Annotated in this window: 15 protein-coding genes; 11 read left to right on the top strand and 4 right to left on the bottom strand. The window is 74.5% G+C overall.

Annotation, left to right across the window (positions count from 1 at the left end; all coding sequences use genetic code 11):
• Positions 1 to 32: 32 nt before the first annotated feature.
• The 4 genes from nirB to LV457_RS04600 are packed head-to-tail and all read left to right on the top strand — an operon-like array spanning position 33 to position 4,785.
• Positions 33 to 2,579 (top strand): nitrite reductase large subunit NirB, encoded by a 2,547-nt coding sequence (gene nirB / locus LV457_RS04615; protein ID WP_232169361.1) that lies wholly within the window; start codon positions 33 to 35, stop codon positions 2,577 to 2,579.
• Positions 2,580 to 2,631: 52 nt separating this feature from the next.
• Positions 2,632 to 2,997, top strand: coding sequence for a nitrite reductase small subunit NirD (gene nirD / locus LV457_RS04610; RefSeq protein WP_232169359.1), 366 nt, complete (start codon positions 2,632 to 2,634; stop codon positions 2,995 to 2,997).
• Entirely contained in the window at positions 2,978 to 4,117 is a 1,140-nt protein-coding gene (locus tag LV457_RS04605; protein ID WP_232169357.1) for a uroporphyrinogen-III synthase, read from the top strand. Before nirD ends, LV457_RS04605 begins: the two co-directional genes overlap by 20 nt.
• Positions 4,114 to 4,785, top strand: a complete 672-nt coding sequence (locus LV457_RS04600; RefSeq protein WP_232169355.1) for a sirohydrochlorin chelatase — start codon at positions 4,114 to 4,116, stop codon at positions 4,783 to 4,785. Before LV457_RS04605 ends, LV457_RS04600 begins: the two co-directional genes overlap by 4 nt.
• Here the strand turns inward: LV457_RS04600 and LV457_RS04595 are convergent.
• Positions 4,782 to 5,078, bottom strand: a complete 297-nt coding sequence (locus LV457_RS04595) for an MGMT family protein (protein ID WP_232169353.1) — start codon at positions 5,076 to 5,078, stop codon at positions 4,782 to 4,784. The two genes, LV457_RS04600 and LV457_RS04595, sit on opposite strands and share 4 nt — an antisense overlap.
• Positions 5,079 to 5,083: 5 nt before the next feature.
• Positions 5,084 to 5,866, bottom strand: coding sequence for an alpha/beta fold hydrolase (locus LV457_RS04590; RefSeq protein ID WP_232169351.1), 783 nt, complete (start codon positions 5,864 to 5,866; stop codon positions 5,084 to 5,086).
• A 57-nt stretch (positions 5,867 to 5,923) separates the two neighbouring features.
• On the opposite strand from LV457_RS04590, the gene LV457_RS04585 reads away from it, so the two are divergent.
• Together LV457_RS04585 and LV457_RS04580 are read left to right on the top strand one after the other, a co-directional pair.
• The gene (locus tag LV457_RS04585) at positions 5,924 to 9,046 is read left to right on the top strand and encodes an ATP-dependent DNA helicase (protein ID WP_232169350.1); all 3,123 of its coding nucleotides are present in this window, start codon (positions 5,924 to 5,926) and stop codon (positions 9,044 to 9,046) included.
• Entirely contained in the window at positions 9,043 to 12,324 is a 3,282-nt protein-coding gene (locus tag LV457_RS04580; protein WP_232169349.1) for an ATP-dependent helicase, read from the top strand. Before LV457_RS04585 ends, LV457_RS04580 begins: the two co-directional genes overlap by 4 nt.
• On the opposite strand, the gene LV457_RS04575 is transcribed toward LV457_RS04580, so the two are convergent.
• Positions 12,303 to 12,704: a hypothetical protein gene (locus LV457_RS04575; protein WP_232169348.1), complete on the bottom strand. Its 402-nt coding sequence runs from the start codon at positions 12,702 to 12,704 to the stop codon at positions 12,303 to 12,305. The two genes, LV457_RS04580 and LV457_RS04575, sit on opposite strands and share 22 nt — an antisense overlap.
• 42 nt (positions 12,705 to 12,746) lie before the next feature.
• On the opposite strand from LV457_RS04575, the gene LV457_RS04570 reads away from it, so the two are divergent.
• Genes LV457_RS04570 through LV457_RS04555 form a run of 4 tightly spaced genes read left to right on the top strand, consistent with a single transcriptional unit; the run spans position 12,747 to position 16,124 of the window.
• Positions 12,747 to 13,841 carry a TrkA family potassium uptake protein gene (locus tag LV457_RS04570; protein ID WP_232169347.1) on the top strand — a complete coding sequence of 365 codons (1,095 nt, stop codon included), beginning with the start codon at positions 12,747 to 12,749 and terminating at the stop codon, positions 13,839 to 13,841.
• On the top strand, positions 13,838 to 14,761 hold the full coding sequence (nudC, locus tag LV457_RS04565) for an NAD(+) diphosphatase (protein ID WP_232169346.1): 924 nt from the start codon (positions 13,838 to 13,840) through the stop codon (positions 14,759 to 14,761). The genes LV457_RS04570 and nudC overlap by 4 nt, the downstream gene beginning before the upstream one ends.
• A 51-nt stretch (positions 14,762 to 14,812) precedes the next feature.
• On the top strand, positions 14,813 to 15,289 hold the full coding sequence (locus LV457_RS04560) for a toxin-antitoxin system HicB family antitoxin (RefSeq protein ID WP_232169345.1): 477 nt from the start codon (positions 14,813 to 14,815) through the stop codon (positions 15,287 to 15,289).
• Between the two features lie 31 nt (positions 15,290 to 15,320).
• Positions 15,321 to 16,124 (top strand): DUF4097 family beta strand repeat-containing protein, encoded by an 804-nt coding sequence (locus LV457_RS04555; protein WP_232169344.1) that lies wholly within the window; start codon positions 15,321 to 15,323, stop codon positions 16,122 to 16,124.
• 1 nt (position 16,125) lies between these two features.
• Here LV457_RS04555 and LV457_RS04550 read toward each other — a convergent pair whose 3' ends face one another.
• On the bottom strand, positions 16,126 to 16,374 hold the full coding sequence (locus LV457_RS04550) for a mycoredoxin (RefSeq protein ID WP_232169342.1): 249 nt from the start codon (positions 16,372 to 16,374) through the stop codon (positions 16,126 to 16,128).
• A 77-nt stretch (positions 16,375 to 16,451) separates the two neighbouring features.
• On the opposite strand from LV457_RS04550, the gene LV457_RS04545 reads away from it, so the two are divergent.
• Positions 16,452 to 18,554 carry an ATP-dependent DNA helicase UvrD2 gene (locus tag LV457_RS04545; RefSeq protein WP_232169340.1) on the top strand — a complete coding sequence of 701 codons (2,103 nt, stop codon included), beginning with the start codon at positions 16,452 to 16,454 and terminating at the stop codon, positions 18,552 to 18,554.
• Positions 18,555 to 18,655 lie beyond the last annotated feature (101 nt).

The following is an 18,655-nucleotide window of genomic DNA, read 5'->3' as shown; positions in this document are numbered from 1 at the left end:
CGGCGCAACAGCGCCTTCCTACCGTGACGCCCATGCCCCTGTTGCACCCCGCTTCCCAGCGCACCGTTGTTGTCGTCGGCCACGGCATGGTGGCGCACCGCTTCGTCGAGGCGCTGCGCGACCGGGACGTCGAGAACCGGTGGCGCGTGGTGATTCTCGGTGAGGAAACCGCACCCGCCTACGACCGGGTTGCGCTGTCGTCGTACGTGGAGAGCTGGGACCGCGCCGCACTGGCGCTGCCCGGTAACGACTACGCCGGCGACGACGCGGTGCTGCTGCGCCTCGGCGAGCGGGCCGTCGCGATCGACCGCGACCGCCGTGAGGTCACCACGTCGAGCGGCGACCGCATCGCCTACGACGCGCTGGTGCTGGCCACCGGCTCCTATCCGTTCGTGCCGCCGGTGCCCGGCGCCGACCTGGCCGGGTGTTTCGTCTACCGCACCCTCGACGACCTCGACGGCATCCGCGCCGCGGCGCGCGACGCCGGGCCGGAGCCGGTCGGCGTGGTGGTCGGCGGCGGGCTCCTGGGGTTGGAGGCCGCCAACGCGCTGCGCCTGTTGGGCGTCACCCCCCACATCGTCGAATTCGCGCCGCGGCTCATGCCGCTGCAGGTCGACGCCGGCGGCGGCGCGGTGCTCGCCGGGCTGGTGCGCGAGTTGGGCCTGCACGTGCACACCGGGGTGTCCACCACCCGCATCGACCCGGCCGACCGCGGCCTGGCCGTCACGCTGTCCGACGGCACGGGCATCGACGCCTCGCTGGTGGTGTTCTCGGCCGGGGTGCGGCCCCGCGACGAGCTGGCCCGCGACTGCGGCCTGGACACCGGCGAGCGCGGCGGCGTGCTCACCGACGCCAGCTGCTGCACCCGCGACCCGCACATCTACGCGATCGGCGAGGTCGCGGCGGTGGAGGGTCGCTGCTACGGGCTGGTCGCGCCGGGGTACGCGACCGCCGAAGTGGTCGCCGACCGGCTCTTGGGCGGCTCGGCGGAGTTCCCGGGCGCCGACCTGTCCACCAAGCTCAAGCTGCTCGGCGTGGACGTCGCGAGCTTCGGCGACGCGCACGCCACCACCCCCGGGGCGCTGGAGGTGGTGCTCAACGACGCCACCCGCGGCACCTACGCGAAGCTGGTGGTCTCCGACGACGCCGCGGTGCTGCTCGGCGGTGTGCTGGTCGGCGACGCGTCGGCCTACGGCACACTGCGGCCGCTGGTGGGCCGGCCGCTGCCCGCCGACCCGGCGTCGCTGATCGCCCCGGCGGGCGCGGCGGTCGGCCTGGAGGCACTGCCCGACGACGTGCAGATCTGCTCCTGCAACGCGGTGACCAAGGGCGCCATCGGCGACGCGGTGGCGGCCGGCGCCACCGACGTGCCGGCGCTCAAGGCGTGCACGAGCGCGGGCACGTCGTGCGGCAGCTGCGTGCCGATGCTCAAGCGGCTGCTGGCGGCGCACGGCGTCGCCCAGTCCAAGGCGCTGTGCGAGCACTTCTCGCAGTCGCGCGCCGAGCTGTTCCAGATCGTGCGCGCCACCGGTACCCGGCGGTTTTCGGAGCTCATCGCCGCCTACGGCACCGGCACCGGCTGCGACGTGTGCAAACCCGCCGTCGCGTCGATCCTGGCGTCCACGTCGTCGGACCACATCCTCGACGACGAGACCGTCGCGCTGCAGGACACCAACGACCAGTTCCTGGCGAACATCCAGCGCAACGGCACCTATTCGGTGGTGCCGCGGCTACCCGGCGGCGAGATCACGCCGGAGAAGCTGATCGCGATCGGGGAGGTGGCGCGCGACTTCGGGCTCTACACCAAGATCACCGGCGGGCAGCGCATCGACCTGTTCGGCGCCCGCGTGGAGCAGCTGCCGCTCATCTGGCGGCGCCTCGTCGACGCCGGCATGGAGTCCGGCCACGCCTACGGCAAGGCGCTGCGCACCGTGAAGAGCTGTGTCGGCTCGTCGTGGTGCCGCTACGGCGTGCAGGACTCGGTGGCCATGGCCGTCGCGCTCGAGCTGCGGTACCGCGGCCTGCGGGCGCCGCACAAGATCAAGCTCGGGGTGTCGGGCTGTCAGCGCGAGTGCGCCGAGGCCCGCGGCAAGGACGTCGGGGTCATCGCCACCGAGAAGGGCTGGAACCTCTACGTCGGCGGCAACGGCGGCGCCACCCCGAAACACGCGCAGCTGCTGGCCGGCGACCTCGACAGCGACACGCTGGTCCGCTACATCGACCGCTACCTGATGTTCTACGTGCGCACCGCCGACCGGCTGCAGCGCACCGCGGTGTGGCAGGAGACCATCGACGGCGGCCTCGACCACATCCGGGCGGTGGTCTGCGACGACGCGCTGGGCATCGCCGCCGAACTCGACGAGGCCATGGCCCGTCACGTGGACGGCTACACCGACGAGTGGGCCGGCGTGCTCGCCGACGAACGCAAACTCGCCCGATTCGTGTCGTTCGTCAACGCGCCCGACGTGGCCGACCCGACGGTGGCCTTCGACGACGCCGGCCCGCGCAAGGTCCCGGTGCTGCTGCCGACGCCGGCCATCCCGGCGCGCGACGGTGACGCGGCCGAAAGCGTCAGGTAACGACCGTGAAACACGACGGGCGTACCAAAGCAGGACGGGAAGGAGCACGACCATGACTGTGATCGCTGAACCGCGGACGAGCGTCTGCGACACCGGCTGGGTGGCCGCCTGCGCGCTGTCCGCGCTCATACCGGGCCGCGGCGCGGCGGTGCTGCTGCCCGACGGGCAGCAGGCCGCGCTGTTCCTGCTGCCCGACGGCGGCCTGGCGGCCGTCGGCAATATCGACCCGTTCGGGCGCGCCGCGGTGATGTCGCGCGGCCTCACCGGCGATCGCGGCGGCGAACCCACCGTCGCCTCGCCGCTGGGCAAGCAGGTGTTCTCGCTGGTCGACGGCCGCTGCCTCGACGACGAGGCGGTGGCCCTGCCGGTGTTCGACGTCCGGGTGGCAGGTGAGTGCGTTGAGATCCGAGCGACCTGAGCCGCTGTCCGGTTTCACGGTGGGGGTGACGGCGGCGCGGCGGGCCGAGGAGCTGATCTCGCTGCTGCAGCGGCGGGGCGCGGAGGTGGTGCACGCCCCGTCGATCCGCATCATCCCGCTGGTCGACGACGACGAGCTGCGGCGCGTCACCGCGGCGTTGATCGCGTCGCCACCCGACGTGGTGGTGGTGACCACCGGCATCGGCTTCCGCGGCTGGATCGAGGCGGCGCACGGCTGGGCGCTCGCCGACGACCTGATCAAAGCGCTCGCCGGGGTGCGCATCCTGGCCCGCGGCCCCAAGGCCCGCGGCGCGGTGCGGCAGGCGGGCCTGAGCGAGGAGTGGAGCCCCGAGTCGGAGGCGTCGGCCGAGGTGCTGGCGCGGCTCCTCGACGACGGTGCCGCCGGGCTGCGCGTCGCGGTGCAGCTGCACGGCGCGGCCAGTGAGTGGGAGCCCGACGCCGACATCTGTGAGGCGCTCGCCGCGGCCGGCGCCTCGGTGACGCGGGTGCCCGTCTACCGGTGGCGCACGCCCGCCGACCTCGCCCCGGTCGACCGGCTCATCGGCATGACCGTCGCCGCCGAACTCGACGCCGTCAGCTTCACCAGCGCACCGGCCGTCGCGTCGGTGCTGCAGCGGGCCAAGGCGCTCGGCGCGTTCGACGAGTTCGCGGCCGCGCTGCGCGGCCGGGTGCTGGCCGCGTGCGTCGGGCCGGTCACCGCCTCCCCGCTGCAGCGGCTCGGCATCCCGGCCGTGCACCCCGAGCGGTACCGCCTCGGCGCGCTCGCCCGGCTCCTCACCGACGAATTACCGGCCCGCGCACCGGTGTACGTCGCCGGTGGACACTCCGTGAGCGTGCGCGGCGGCGGCGTCATCGTCGACGGCGAGTTCCGCCCGGTGCCGCCCACCGGCATGGCGCTGCTGCGCCGGCTGCTCGTCCACCCCGGCCGGGTGGTGTCGCGGGAACGGCTCCTGGCCGAGCTGCCCGGCGGCGGCGGCGACACGCACGCCGTCGAAACGGCGATGGCACGGCTGCGGTCGGCGCTTGGCGCGCCCGGGATCATCGCGACCGTCGTCAAACGCGGTTATCGGTTGGCTCTCGACCCGGCGCAGCTGCCATGACCGCCGCGCCGCTGCTCGTGGCGCACGGCACGCGCTCGGCCGTCGGCGTGGCCGCCGTGGGCGCGCTCGCCGACGCCGTCAGCGCCCACATCGGGCCGGTGCGGACGGCGTTCGTCGACGTACTCGGCCCCAGCCCGAGCGAGGTGCTCGCGACGGTCGACGGCCCGGCGGTCGTGGTGCCGGCCTTCCTCGCGGCCGGCTACCACGTGCACACCGACCTCCCCGCCCACGTCGCCCGCAGCGGTCACCCCGCCGTCACCGTCACCGCGCCGCTGGGACCGGATCCGGTGCTGGCCGACGTCATGGCGGCTCGGCTGGCCGACGCCGGCCGGCGTCCGGGCGACGCGGTGGTGCTGGCCGCGGCGGGGTCGTCAGATCCGCGCGCGCGCCGTGACGTCGCCGCCGCCGCAGACCTGCTGGCGCGTCGGGTGGGTCCGGTGGCGGTCGGCTACGTCGCGACCGGGAAGCCGCGGGTGGCCGACGTGGTCGCCGGGCTGCGTCGCGAGCACGACCGGGTGTTCGTCGCGTCATATCTGCTGGCCCCCGGGCTGTTCCACGACCGGTTGGCGTCCTGCGGCGCCACCGGGGTGGCCGCCCCGCTGGCCGGGCATCCGCGGCTCGTCGAGCTGGTCGTCTCGCGGTTCACCCGGGTGCCGGCGGTTCGTTAGAACCGGTGCCGCACCGCGGTGAGGTCCACTCGGCCGTCGACCGCGAGCACGCCCTCGGCCCGCAGCGCCGCGAGCTGGCGGGTCGCCAGGTGCGGCGCGGGCCGGCCCGTCGCGGTGATCACCCGGTGCCACGGCAGGTCCGAGGAGTCCGTGCGCATGATCCAGCCGACGATGCGGGGGCTCGACAGTGCCGCCGCGTCGGCGATGTCGCCGTAGGTGGACACCCGCCCGGGTGGGATGGCGGCCACCAGCGCCCGCACCCGCTCGACCTGGTCGTCGGTGATGGGCGCCACGGCGGTCAGGTCAGGTGGCGGCGCACCGCCGCGCCCGACTCGTCGGGCCGGGCCAGCGGCACCATGTGGTCACAATCCAGCTCGCGGACCTCCAGCGCCTCGCCGAGCCGCCGGCGCAGCGCGTCGAGCAGCGCGTCGGTGGCGTACGGCGGCTGCACCTTGGCCGCCCGCAACACGGTGGTCGGCACCGACACCGTCGGAACGACGACCGGCCGCGCGAGTTCGCTCCAGTAGGCGATGACGGCCGGCAGCGACATCCGCCAGCCGACGCGGCCGCCCGGCCAGTCGACCAGGTGCTCGTCGAGTTCGGCGTCCAGCAGCGCGCCGTCGACCTCGCTCCAGGAGCCGGCCAGCTTGTCGGCCCGCGCCTCGGCCCGGTCGGCGTAGTCGGGGCTGGCGAGCGTCTGCTCGGCGAGCCGGCGCATCCGGTCCCCGTCCAGACCGACCGCCGGATCCAGCAGCACCAGCGCGCGCACCAGCTCTGGATGGGCCGCCGCCAGGTGCAGCGCCACCGCGCCGCCGAACGAGTGGCCCACCACCACGACCGCGCCGTCGGCCGCACCGCGCAGCAGCGCCGCGAGCGCTGCGACGTTGGCGTCGATGGTCCACGGCGCCGACCACGACGACCGGCCGTGCCCGAGCAGATCCGGTGCGGCGACACCGATTCCGGGCAGCTGCTGCTCGGCGAACGGCTCCCAGCGGCGCCCGTGGCCGGTCAGCCCGTGCAGGGCCAGCACCCGTACCGGCTCGTCCGGTCCGTAGCGGTACACGTGCAGATCGCTGGTCACGGTGGTGATCCTGCCAGCCGGAACCGACATGTCGGACCCCGGTGGTGTCATACCGGCATGTCCGCTTCCCCCGTCGCCGCACCGCCACCCCGCAGCTGGGATCCGCCGGTCCGCGCGTTGTTCGATCCGGCGCTGCGCGGCACCCACCGCGTCGTCGGCGGGCCGGGCACCGGCAAGAGCACGCTGCTGCTCGACATCGCCGCCGCCCGGCTCGGCGCCGGCACGGATCCGGGGTCGGTGCTGCTCCTGACGGGGTCGGCCCGCCAGAGCGCCCGGCTGCGCGGCGCGCTGTCGGCCGCGGTGCTCGGCGGCGGCGTGAACGTGGTCACCGAGCCGCTGGTGCGCAGCGTGCACTCCTACGCGTTCGCGGTGCTGCGGCGCGCCGCCCACCGCAACGGCGATCCGCCGCCCCGGCTCGTCACGGCCGCCGAGCAGGACGCCGTCATCCGCGAGCTGCTCGCGACCGAGGAGGAACAGGCGGCGTGGCCCGCGACGCTGCGGCCGGCGCTGCGCACCGCCGGTTTCGCCGCTGCGCTGCGAGAGTTGTTGGCGCGCTGCGCCGAACGCGGCATCGACGACGTGGAGCTGCGGCGCATCGGCCTGCGCGCCGGGCAGCCGATGTGGGTCGCCGCGGCGCGGTTCGCCCGCCAGTACGAGCAGATCATGCTGCTGCGCGCCGCGGTCGGCACGGCCGCCCCGCAGGCCACCGTTCCGGCCCTGGGCGCCGCCGAGCTGGTGGGCGGCGCGCTGGAGGCGCTCGCGGTCGACCCCGACCTGCTGGCCGCCGAGCGGGCCCGGCTGGCGCTGCTGCTGGTCGACGACGCCCAGCAACTCGACCCGCAGGCCGCGCTGCTGGTGCGCACGCTCGCGGCGGGCCGGGACGCGCCGACCGTGATCGCCGGAGATCCGACGCAGGCCGTCTTCGGGTTCCGGGGCGCCGACGCGCGGCTGCTCGCCGAGCCTGGTGCGCTGGTCCTCAGCCGCTCGCACCGGTGCGCGCCCGCCATCGCCGCGGCGGTGAGCGCCGTCGCGGCGCGGCTTCCCCGATCGGCGCCCGGCCGCCACATCGACGGCACCGGGGAGGCCGGGGCCGTCGGCACCCGCCTGGCCGCGACGCCCCAGGCCGAGGCGGCCATCGTCGCCGATGCGCTGCGGCGCGCCCACCTGGTCGACGGGGTGCCGTGGTCGGAACTCGCCGTGGTGGTGCGATCGGTGCCGCGCGCGGCGGCCGTGCTGCCGCGGGCGCTCGCGGCGGCCGGGATCCCGGTCATCACCCCGCCGCCGCCGGCCGCCGGCCATCCCGCGGTCGAGGCGCTGCTCACGGTGCTCCGCGCGACGCTCGACGGGCTCACGGCCGACCAGGCGGTGTCGCTGGTCACCGGGCCGCTGGGCCGGGTCGACCCGGTCACGCTGCGCCAGCTGCACCGCGCGCTGCGACGGGCCCGCGCCGCCGACGGGCCGCGCGACATCGGCGCCCTGCTCGTCGCGGCGCTGACCGACGATCCCGGCGCCGTGCCCGCCGCGGCCGCCCTGCGGCGCCTCCGCGGCGTACTGGGCGCCGCCGGGCGCAGCGCGGCGACGGGCGACGACCCGCGGTACACGCTGTGGCTGGCATGGCAGCGCAGCGGCCTGCAGCGGCGCTGGCTCACCACCGCGGGCCGCGGCGGGGCGGCCGGCGCCGCGGCCGATCAGGCGCTCGACGCGGTGACCGCGCTGTTCGACGTCGCCGAGCAGTACGTGTCCCGCACCGCCGGCGCCACGCTGCGCGGCCTGCTCGACCACGTCGAGCAGCTGTCGCTGACGACGCCGGTCGGCGAGCCGGCCGCCGTTCCCGACGCGGTGACGCTGACCAGCGTCCACGGCGCGCTCGGCCGCGAATGGGACACGGTGGTCGTCGCGGGTCTGCAAGACGGGCTGTGGCCCAACGTCGCGCCGCGCGGGGGCATCCTGGCCACGCAGCGACTGCTCGACCTGCTCGACGGCGTCGACGACGCCGCGGTCTCCGACCGCGCGCCGCTGCTGGCCGAGGAGCGCCGGCTGCTGGTGGCGGCACTGGGCCGGGCGCGCCGCCGCGTGCTGGTCACCGCCGTCGACAGCGATGCGGGGGAGCAGCCCCTGCTGCCGTCGGCGTTCTTCACCGAGCTGGCGGCGCTCGTCGGCCGCGAGGACGCCCCGCCGCCGGTCGAGCCGGCGCCGCGGGTGCTCGCGCCGGTCCCCGTGGTGGGCCGGCTGCGCGCGGTGGTCTGCGCACCCGCCGGCGCCGTGGACGACGCCCAACGCGCGCGCGCCGCAACGCAACTGGCCCGGCTCGCCGCCGCCGGTGTGCCCGGCGCCGACCCGTCGTCCTGGTACGGCAGCCGACCGGTCAGCACCTGCGAGCCGCTGCGCGACGCCGACGAGGTGGTCCCGCTCTCGCCGTCCACGCTGCAGACCCTCGTCGACTGCCCGCTGCGCTGGCTGGTCGAACGCCACGGCGGATCCGACCGGCGTGACGTGCGGTCGGCGCTCGGCACGGTGCTGCACGCGCTGGTCGCCGACGGCGGCCGCAGCGAGCAGCAACTGCTCGCCGAGCTCGAATCGGTGTGGGACGCAATGCCGTTCGACGCTGCCTGGTATGCCCGCCACGAGCTCACCCGCCACCAGGCGATGCTCTCGACGTTCGCGCAGTGGTGGGCGCAGACCCGTCACGAGCTCACCGAGGTCGGCCGGGAGATCGACGTCGACGGCGTGCTCCACGATCCGGACGGCGCGCTGCCGGATGTCCGCGTCCGGGGCCGCCTCGACCGGCTCGAGCGTGACGCCCAGGGCCGGCTGGTGATCGTCGACGTCAAGACCGGCAAGACGCCCGCGACGAAAGACGAGGCGCAGCGCCATGCGCAGCTCGCGCTCTATCAGCTCGCGGTGGCGGCGGGCCTGCTTCCCGACGGCGACATCCCCGGCGGCGGACGGCTGGTGTACGTCGCCAAGCCGTCGGCGACGGGCGCCACCGAACGCCACCAGGATCCGCTGACCCCCGAGACCGCCGCGGCGTGGCGCCGGCAGGTCCACGCCGCCGCAGCGGCGAGCCTGGGGCCGCAGTTCACCGCGCGGGTCAACAAGGGCTGCACGCACTGCCCGATGCGCACCGGCTGCCCCGCCCACGCCGGCACCGCGGCGGCGGGGGACGGGGAGAGCGCATGACCGCCACCTACAGCCCCGCCGACCTCGCGGCCGCGCTGGGGGTGTTCGCCCCCACCGCCGAGCAGGCCGCCGTGATCGCCGCGCCACCCGGGCCGCTGGTGGTGATCGCGGGGGCGGGTGCGGGCAAGACCGAAACCATGGCGGCCCGGGTGGTGTGGCTGGTCGCCAACGGTTACGCCCGCCCCGACCAGGTGCTCGGCCTGACGTTCACCCGCAAGGCGGCCGGTCAACTGCTGCGCCGCGTGCGGTCGCGGCTGGCGCGGCTCGCCGGCGCCGGGCTCTTGCGCACCGAACCGGCCGGTGGCGGCTCGGCCGGCGCGTCGGTCGCCACCTACCACGCCTTCGCCGGAACGCTGCTGCGCGAATACGGGCTGCTGGTGCCCATCGAGCCCGACACGCGACTGCTCACCGAGACCGAGCTGTGGGAGCTGGCCTACCGCGTGGTGTGCGACTACGACGGCGAGCTCGACACCGACAAGACGCCGGCGTCGGTCACCGCGACGGTGCTGCGGCTGTCCTCGCAGCTCGCCGAGCACCTGGTGGACACCGCGTCGCTGCGCAACACCCACCACGAGCTCGAACGGCTGGTGCACACGCTGCCCGCGGGCCCGTCCCAGCGCGACCGCGGACCGAGCCAGTGGCTGCTCAAGATGCTGGCCACCCAGACCGAACGCGCCCGGCTGGTGCCGCTGGTCGACGCGCTGCACCGCGAGCTCCGCGCGCAGCGGGCCATGGATTTCGGCGAGCAGATGTCGGCGGCGGCGCGGCTCGCCGTCGCGCACCCCGAGGTCGGGGAGCAACTGCGCGAGCGCTATCGCGTGGTGCTGCTCGACGAGTACCAGGACACCGGACACGCGCAGCGCATCGCGTTGTCGGCGCTGTTCGGCGGCGGCGTCGACGACGGGTTGGCGCTCACCGCCGTCGGCGACCCGATCCAGTCCATCTACGGCTGGCGGGGCGCCTCGGCGGCCAACCTGCCGCGGTTCGCCACCGACTTCTGCCATGCCGACGGCACGCCCGCGCCCACGCTGGAGCTGCGGACCAGCTGGCGCAACCCGCCACGCGCGCTGCAGCTGGCCAACGCGGTGTCCGCGGAGGCGCGGCGGCGATCGGTCGCGGTGCGCACGCTGCAGCCCCGGCCCGGCGCCGAGCCGGGGGAGGTGCGACTGGCGTTGCTGAACGACGTGGTCGCCGAACGCAATTGGGTCGCCGCAGCCATCGCCGACCGGTACGCCGCCGCCGCGGCCGAGGACGCCCCGCCCACCGCCGCGGTGTTGGTCCGGCGCAACGCCGACGCCGCCCCGATGGCCGAGGCGCTGGCCGCCCACGGCGTGCCCGCCGAGGTGGTGGGCGTCGGCGGGCTGCTCGGCGTGCCGGAGGTCGCCGACGTGGTGGCCATGCTGCGGCTGGTAGCCGATCCCCTCGCGGGCGCCGCGGCCGTGCGGGTGCTCACCGGGCCGCGCTGGCGGCTCGGCGCTCGCGACCTGGCGGCGCTGTGGTGGCGGGCGGCCGAGCTGACCTGGGCGAGCAAAGCGACGGGGGAAGGCGCGGGCGCGGCCGCCCGGCCCGCCACCGCCGCGGAGATCGCGGCGCAGGCCGCCGACCCCGATGCGGCCTGCCTGGCCGACGCGATCGCCGATCCCGGTGCCGCCGACCGCTATTCGGCCGAGGGCTACCGGCGGATCGTCGCCCTCGGCCGAGAGGTGGCCGCCCTGCGGGGCCGGCTGTCGGCGCCGCTGCCCGACCTGGTCGCCGAGGTGCGCCGGGTGACGGGCATCGACCTCGAAGTGTGCGCGGCGCGGCCGCCCGCCGCGGGCTGGTCGGGCACCGAGCACCTCGACGCCTTCGCCGACGTCGTCGCCCGCTACGCCGAGCGCCGGAGCCCGACGCTCGCCGGGCTGCTCGCCTACCTCGACCGGGCCGCCGAGGTGGAGGGTGGGCTCGCGCCGGCCGAGCTGTCGGTCGCCGCGGGGCGCGTGCAGGTGCTCACCGTGCACGCCGCCAAGGGGCTGGAGTGGGAGATCGTCGCGGTGCCGCAGCTGTCGGCGCGGATCTTTCCGTCCACGGCGTCCACCCGCACCTGGTTGACCGATCCGGCGGACCTGCCGCCGCTGCTGCGCGGCGACCGCGCCCAGGACGACCTCGCCGGCGTGCCCGTGCTCGACACGTCGCGGGTGAGCGACCGCAAGCAACTGGCTGACGCCATCGAGGAGCACCGCAGGCACCTCGCGCAGCGCCGTGTCGACGAGGAGCGGCGGCTGCTCTACGTCGCCATCACCCGGGCGCAGCAGACGTTGCTGCTCTCCGGTCACCACTGGGGTGCGGGCGATACGAAGGCCCGCGGGCCGTCGGAGTTTCTCACCGAACTGAAGCAGATCGTCGATGCGTCGGCGGCGGCCGGCGAGCCCTGCGGGGTGGTCGAGCAGTGGGCGGACGCGCCCGCGGACGGCGAACCCAATCCGCTGCGCGACGACGTCGCCACCGCGGTGTGGCCGGTCGACCCGGAGGGGCCGCGGCGGGCCGAGGTGGACCGCGGCGCCGAGCTTGTGCGGGCCGCGATGGCCGCCGGGCCGCCCGCAGCGGATGGTGACGACCCGGAGGGCTGGGCCGCTGACGTCGACGCGCTGCTGCGTGAAATCGCGCAGCCTGCAACGGTTCTCGAGCCGTTGCCGGCGCACGTCTCGGTCAGCGGGCTGGTCGACCTGCACGCCGACCCGGTCGGTGCCCGGCAGCGGTTGCGGCGCCGGCTGCCCGCCCGGCCCGACCGGCACGCCGCGTTGGGTACCGCCTTCCACGACTGGGTGCAACGGTTCTACGGCGACGAGCGGCTGTTCGACCTCGACGACCTGCCCGGCGCCACCGACACCTCGGGCGTCGACGTCGACGAACTGGCCGCGCTGCGGGCGGCGTTCGAGGCGTCGCCGTTCGCCGCCCGCACGCCGGTGGCCGTCGAGGTGCCGTTCGAGATGAAGATCGGCGCCACGGTGGTGCGGGGCCGCATCGACGCCGTCTTCGCCGACCCCGACGGCGGCGTCACCGTCGTCGACTGGAAAACCGGTGCGCCGCCGACGGTTTCGGCGGCACGCAGCCACGTCGAGATCCAGCTCGCGGTGTACCGGCTGGCGTGGGCGGCACTGCACGGGCTGCCCGCCTCAGCGGTGCGTGCGGCGTTCCACTACGTCGCGTCCGGGACGACGGTCATGCCCGCTTCGCTGCCCGGCGCCGACGAGCTGGCGGTGCTGCTCGCCGAGCCGGTTCAGGAGGAGGTGCTGCGATAGAGCTTGAGCGCGGAGGTGATCATCGGGATCTGCAGCGGCAGCCGGGCGATGGCGACCGCCTTCATCGGCCACGGCTTGTCCCACCAGAGCCGCACCATGTTGAGGTTGCCGGGGAACACCGCGACGAACAGCGCCACCGCGGCGAGCGCGCCGACGCGGCGGGTCTGCGGCGCGGCGATGAGCGCGGCGGTGCCGAGTTCGGCGACACCCGAGGCGTAGGTGTAGAACCGCTGGCTGCCGGGCAGCTCGGTCGGCACGATGCTGTCGAACGGCTTCGGGGCCAGGAAGTGGAGCGCACCGATGCCGGCGAGCATCGCCGCCATCCGCATGGCCGGGGTGTTGTCGACGATCCGCTGCAGTTCGGGCGAAGGGGTGGTCATGCTTTCATTGTGACGTGCGTCCCGGCGGGATAACCCAACCTCGTGGCTAGCGGAAGACTCCGGCGACGGCTCGCGGCGATCGACCAGACGCTGACCGCCCGTCCCGACAGCCTCCTCACCGACACGCTGACCATCCCCACGGACTTCGTCAGCCCGGCGCGCAAGATCTCGCTGCGGGTGGTGTACGCGCTGGCCGCGCTGTTCGTGGCGGTGGTCATCGTCTACCTCGACCGGCACGGCTACCGCGACGTGGCGGCGACCCCGGACGAGAGCGATCCGCTGTCCTTCCTCGATTGCCTGTACTACGCGACGGTGTCGTTGTCGACCACCGGGTACGGCGACATCACGCCCGTCACCGAGTCCGCGCGGCTGATCAACGTGCTGGTGATCACCCCGCTGCGGGTGGCGTTCCTGATCGTGCTCATCGGCACCACGGTCGAGACGCTCACCAAGGACTCGCGCGATGCACTGAGAATCCAGCGTTGGAGGAGAACCGTGCGCAACCACACCGTCGTCGTCGGCTACGGCACCAAGGGCCGCACGGCGGTCTCGGCGATGGTCGGCGACGGCACGCCGCCCAAGGAGATCGTGGTCGTCGACAACGAGGACGCCGCCCTGAAGCGGGCCGCGGCCGCCGGGCTGGTGACGGTCCGCGGCGACGCCACCAAATCCGACGTGCTGCGACTCGCCGGTGCCCAGCACGCGAAGGCGATCATCGTCGCCACCAACCGCGACGACACCGCCGTGCTCACCACGCTCACCGCCCGCGAGATCGCGCCGCGCGCCAAGATCATCGCCGCGGTGCGGGAAGCAGAGAACCAGCACCTGCTGCAGCAGTCGGGCGCCGATTCGACGGTGGTGACGTCGGAGACGGCCGGCCGGCTGCTCGGCATCGCGACCAGCACGCCCAGCGTCGTCGAAATGTTCGAGGACCTGCTTACCCCGCATGCCGGTTTCGCGATCGCCGAGCGGCCGGTCGAGCCCAAGGAGGTGGGCGGTTCGCCGCGCCACCTCGCCGACATCGTGCTGGGCGTGGTGCGCGACGGCAAGCTGCTGCGCGTCGACGATCCGCTGGTCGACGCGATGGAGCCCACCGACCGGCTGCTCTACATCCGCAACGCCGACGCGGACCGATGAGGGATTTCCGGCTCCGCAACATCCCCCTGCTGTCCCGGGTGGGCGCCGACCGCTCCGACGAGCTGCGCACCGACACCGACGCCGCCGCGGCGGGCTGGGCCGACGCCGCGCTGCTGCGCGTCGACGAGCGCAACCGGGTGCTCATCGCCGACGGCCGGGTGGTGCTGGGCCGCGCCGCCGACATCGCCGATGCACCGCCCGCACACGCGGTGTTCCTCGGCCGGCTGCGCGACGGCCGCCATGTCTGGGCGGTCCGCGCGCGGCTCGTGCCACCCGAGGACGGCGACGTGGCGGTGCTCGACCTGCGGATGGCGGGTCCGGTGCTCGACGACGCGAGCGCGCAGCTCGTGGCGTCGGCGACCGCGCTGCTGAACTGGCACGATCACGCCCGCTTCAGCTCGGTGGACGGCACGCCAACGGTGCCGGCGCGGGCCGGCTGGGCGCGGGTCAACCCGCTGACCGGAGCCGAGGAGTTCCCCCGCATCGATCCGGCGGTGATCTGCCTGGTGCACGACGGCGCCGATCGCGTGGTGCTGGCGCGTCAGCAGTCGTGGCCGGAGCGCCGTTTCTCGCTGCTCGCCGGGTTCGTCGAGGCGGGTGAATCGTTCGAGACGTGCGTGGCCCGCGAGATCGCCGAGGAGATCGGGCTGACCGTCAGCGACATCCGCTATCTGGGCAGCCAGCCGTGGCCGTTCCCGCGATCGCTCATGGTCGGCTTCCACGCGGTCGCCGATCCGGGCGAACCGTTCGTCTTCCACGACGGTGAGATCGCCGAAGCGGCCTGGTTCGGCCGCGACGAGATCCTCGACGCGCTCGCGCTCGGCGACTGGACCAGCGGTGCCGACGCGCCGCTGCTGCTGCCGGGCGCCGTCTCGATCGCCCGCGAGATCATCGAGTCCTGGGCGCTGGCCGACCCCTAGCCGCACCACCCAGCACTCGATGTGACACCACAATGGTGTCATGATGGTGGTATGGATCTTCAGCCGTATGTGGATCGGGTCACCCACGAACTGGCGGCGGCCGCCGCGGTCGGCGGCGACGACATGATCGCGCTGGCGGAGCGGCTGAGCGCGCCCCTGCAGTCGGCGATCCGGCTCGCCATTCTGGAGGCGCTCACGGCGGGCGCCGAGGACGTCACCCGCGCCCTGGCCCCGGTCTCGGTCGAGGTGCGGCTGCGGGGGCTCGACGCAGAGTTCGTCGTCGTCGACGCGCCGACCGACGCGGAGCCCGAACCGCCGGCTCCACCCGTCGCGGCCGAGGACGGGGGCACCTGGCGGGTGACGCTGCGGCTGCCGGAGACCGTACGCCCCCGAATCGAGGCCGCTGCCAGGTCCGAGGGCATCTCGCTCAACGCCTGGCTCGTCAGAGCCGCCACGGCGGCCGCCGCGCAGGGCGGCGCCACCTCGTCGCGCACCGCCACCCGGCAATTGCGCGGCTGGGTCCACTAGCAGCGCACACACCACCGAGAACGGAGCGTCCATGTCCATCTTCGCCTCACCAGGGCCGATCACGGCACGCATCGACATCGCCGCCGGCCGCATCCACCTCACCGCCTCGGAGCGGACCGACACCACCGTGACGGTCCGGCCCCACAACCCCTCACGCCCGCGCGACGTCAAGGCCGCCGAGGAGGCGAAGGTCCGGTTCGACCGCGACACCCTGGTCGTCAGCGCCGGCACTACCGGCCTCGGCCAGCTGTGGACCGGCGCCGTCGACGTCACGGTGGAACTGCCGCGCCGCTCCCGGCTGCAGGCGTCGCTCGCGTCGGGATCGCTGCAGGCCGACGGGGAATACGCCGACACCCGACTGGCGGCGGCGAGCGGCGACTGCGCCGTCGGCGCGGTGGCCGGCGCGCTGCGGGCGGACACCGCCTCGGGCGACGTCACCGTGGCCGCGGTCGACGGCGAGGTGACGGTCTCCACCTCGTCGGGCGACTTGTCGATCGCCGACATGCGCGGCGAGCTGACCTACTCGACGGCCGGCGGGCACCTGACGATCGAGCACCTCGAGGGGCGGGTCACCGCGCAAAGCGCCTCGGGGTCGGTGCGGATCGTCACCGCCACCGCCGGCGAGATCTCGACGCGGAGCGGCTCGGGCGGACTCGACGTCGGCATTGCCGACGGCACCGCGGGTCATCTCAACGTCACCACCAGCTCGGGTGCGGTGACGAACACCCTCGACATCGCCGACGGGCCGGGCGACGCCGAACGCACGCTCACCGTGCGCGCCCGCACCGGCTCGGGCGACATCGTCATCCGACGTCCGGCCGCCGCGCCGGCCTGACTCAGCCCAGCTTGGCCTGCACGTCCTTGAGGCTCGGATTGGTCAGCGTGCTGCCGTCCGGGAACTTGACGGTCGGCACCGTGCGGTTGCCGCCGTTGGCCTGCTCGACGAATTTCGCGGCGGCCGGATCCTCTTCGATGTTGACCTCGGCGTAGTCGATGCCCGCCGACTGCAGCATCTTCTTCAACCGCATGCAGTAGCCGCACCAGGAGGTGGTGTACATCGTCAGCGGCGCTTCGCTCGTCGTCATGGACCTATTGAACGCATCGCCGCGCAGGTCTCTTCCCGCGGCCACCGATGTCGGGCCCGGCTGACAGAATGAACCCCATGTCCGTGGCCGCCGCCTCCGAGAGCCTCGACGGGCTCGACGACGAGCAGCGCGACGCCGTCACCGCCCCCCGCGGCCCGGTGTGCGTGCTGGCCGGCGCGGGCACCGGCAAGACCCGCACCATCACCCGCCGCATCGCCCACCTCGTCGCGTCCGGTCACGTGGCGCCCGGCCAGGTGCTGGCGGTGACCTTCACCGCCCGGGCGGCGGGGGAGATGCGCGGCCGGCTCCGTCAGCTCGACGCCGGAACCGGAACGTCGGCGGTGCAGGCGGTCACCTTCCACGCGGCGGCGCGCCGTCAGTTGCGCTACTTCTGGCCTCGGGTGGTGGGCAACACCGGCTGGCAGCTGCTCGACAGCAAGTTCTCGGTCGTCGCGCAGGCGGCCAGCAGGTCGGGGGTGTCCACCGCCACCGACGACATCCGTGACCTGGCGGGCGAGATCGAGTGGGCGAAGGCGTCGCTGATCACTCCCGAGCAGTACGCGGCGGTGGTGGCGGAGGTCTCCCGCGACACCCCCATGGACCCGGCGAAGGTCGCCGCCGTCTACGCCGGGTACGAAGCGCTCAAGGCGCGCCAGACCGATCTCATGCTCCTCGACTTCGACGACCTGCTGCTGCACACCGCCGCCGCCATCGAGAACGACGAGGCCGTCGCCACCGAGTTCCGCGACCGCTACCGCTGCTTCGTCGTCGACGAGTACCAGGACGTCACGCCGCTGCAGCAGCGGGTGCTCACCGCCTGGCTCGGCGACCGTGACGACCTGACTGTCGTCGGCGACGCCAACCAGACCATCTACTCGTTCACCGGCGCCACCCCGAACTACCTGCTGGAGTTCCCGCGCCGCTTCCCCGACGCCACCGTGGTGCGGCTGGAACGCGACTACCGGTCGACGCCGCAGGTCGTGTCGCTGGCCAACCGCGTGATCGCCGCCGCCCGCGGCCGGGTGGCGGGCAGCAAGCTGCACCTGGTCGGCCAGCGGCCGCCCGGACCGCCGCCGGCATTCGCCGAACATCCCGACGAGGCGGCCGAGGCGGCGGCGGTGGCCCGCGCGATCAAGAAGCTGCTCGACGCCGGCACCGCGCTCGCCGAGATCGCGGTGCTGTACCGCATCAACGCGCAGTCGGAGGCCTACGAGGAGGCGCTCACCGAGGCCGGCGTGCCGTTCCAGGTGCGCGGCGGCGAGGGTTTCTTCACCCGCCAGGAAATCCGGCAGGGCCTGCTCGCGCTGCAGCGCGCCGCCGAACGCGGCGAGGGGTCGGACCTGCCGCTGCCCGAGTTGGTGCGGCAGGTGCTCGAGCCGCTCGGCCTCACCGCCGACCCGCCGGCCGGCACCCGCGCCCGCGAGCGGTGGGAGACGTTGGGCGCGCTGGCCGCGCTCGTCGACGACGAGGTGGCCGCCCGGCCGGCGCTGGACCTGCCCGCATTGCTCGCGGAGCTGCGGATGCGGGCGGACGCCCGGCACCCGCCGGTGGTGCAGGGGGTGACGCTGGCGTCGCTGCACGCGGCAAAGGGACTGGAGTGGGATGCGGTGTTCCTGGTCGGGCTGGCTGACGGCACGCTGCCCATCAGCCACGCGCTGGCCCACGGCCCGGACAGCGAAGCGGTGGAAGAGGAGCGCCGACTGCTCTACGTCGGCGTCACCCGAGCGCGCGTCCATCTGCACCTGAGCTGGGCGCTCGCCCGCAACGCCGGCGGGCGGCAGTCGCGGCGGCCGTCGCGGTTCCTCAACGGCATCGCGCCCGACAGCCGTCCGCCCGCCGCCGAGCGGTCCGGGCGGCGCGCTCGGGGCGGCACGCCCCGGTGCCGCATCTGCAACGCCGCCCTGACGAAGCCGGCCGCGGTGATGCTGCGCCGCTGCGAGACCTGCCCGTCCGACATCGACGAACAGCTGCTCGCCGACCTCAAGGAGTGGCGGCTGCGGACGTCAAAGGAGCTGAGCGTGCCCGCCTTCGTGGTGTTCTCCGACAACACGCTGATCGCGATCGCCGAGGCGCTGCCCACCGACGACGCGGCGCTGGTCGCGATCCCCGGGATCGGTGCGCGCAAGCTCGAGCAGTTCGGCGCCGATGTGCTGGCGCTGGTCCGCGACCGGGCTCGCTGACCGATCACCGCAGGTAGAAAACGGGTTGTGGCGGCCCGACGCCACCGGTTAGCCTCGGTGCACGCTCACGACTACTCACGGCGAGAGGAGGTCCCGACGAT

The sequence above is a fragment of the Mycobacterium sp. MYCO198283 genome, from assembly GCF_021213805.1.
Classification (GTDB): domain Bacteria; phylum Actinomycetota; class Actinomycetes; order Mycobacteriales; family Mycobacteriaceae; genus Mycobacterium.
The sequence above is the reverse complement of the archived record's forward strand: the minus strand, read 5'-3'. Positions and strand labels throughout refer to the sequence as shown.

What these genes read in the sequence shown, in the direction of transcription:
- nirB (WP_232169361.1), top strand. Translation starts at nt 33, where the DNA reads ATGCCCCTGTTGCACCCCGCTTCCCAGCGCACCGTTGTTGTCGTCGGC.
- nirD (WP_232169359.1), top strand. Translation starts at nt 2,632, where the DNA reads ATGACTGTGATCGCTGAACCGCGGACGAGCGTCTGCGACACCGGCTGG.
- LV457_RS04600 (WP_232169355.1), top strand. Translation starts at nt 4,114, where the DNA reads ATGACCGCCGCGCCGCTGCTCGTGGCGCACGGCACGCGCTCGGCCGTC.
- LV457_RS04585 (WP_232169350.1), top strand. Translation starts at nt 5,924, where the DNA reads ATGTCCGCTTCCCCCGTCGCCGCACCGCCACCCCGCAGCTGGGATCCG.
- LV457_RS04580 (WP_232169349.1), top strand. Translation starts at nt 9,043, where the DNA reads ATGACCGCCACCTACAGCCCCGCCGACCTCGCGGCCGCGCTGGGGGTG.
- LV457_RS04575 (WP_232169348.1), bottom strand. Translation starts at nt 12,704, where the DNA reads ATGACCACCCCTTCGCCCGAACTGCAGCGGATCGTCGACAACACCCCG.
- nudC (WP_232169346.1), top strand. Translation starts at nt 13,838, where the DNA reads ATGAGGGATTTCCGGCTCCGCAACATCCCCCTGCTGTCCCGGGTGGGC.
- LV457_RS04560 (WP_232169345.1), top strand. Translation starts at nt 14,813, where the DNA reads ATGGATCTTCAGCCGTATGTGGATCGGGTCACCCACGAACTGGCGGCG.
- LV457_RS04555 (WP_232169344.1), top strand. Translation starts at nt 15,321, where the DNA reads ATGTCCATCTTCGCCTCACCAGGGCCGATCACGGCACGCATCGACATC.
- LV457_RS04550 (WP_232169342.1), bottom strand. Translation starts at nt 16,374, where the DNA reads ATGACGACGAGCGAAGCGCCGCTGACGATGTACACCACCTCCTGGTGC.
- LV457_RS04545 (WP_232169340.1), top strand. Translation starts at nt 16,452, where the DNA reads ATGTCCGTGGCCGCCGCCTCCGAGAGCCTCGACGGGCTCGACGACGAG.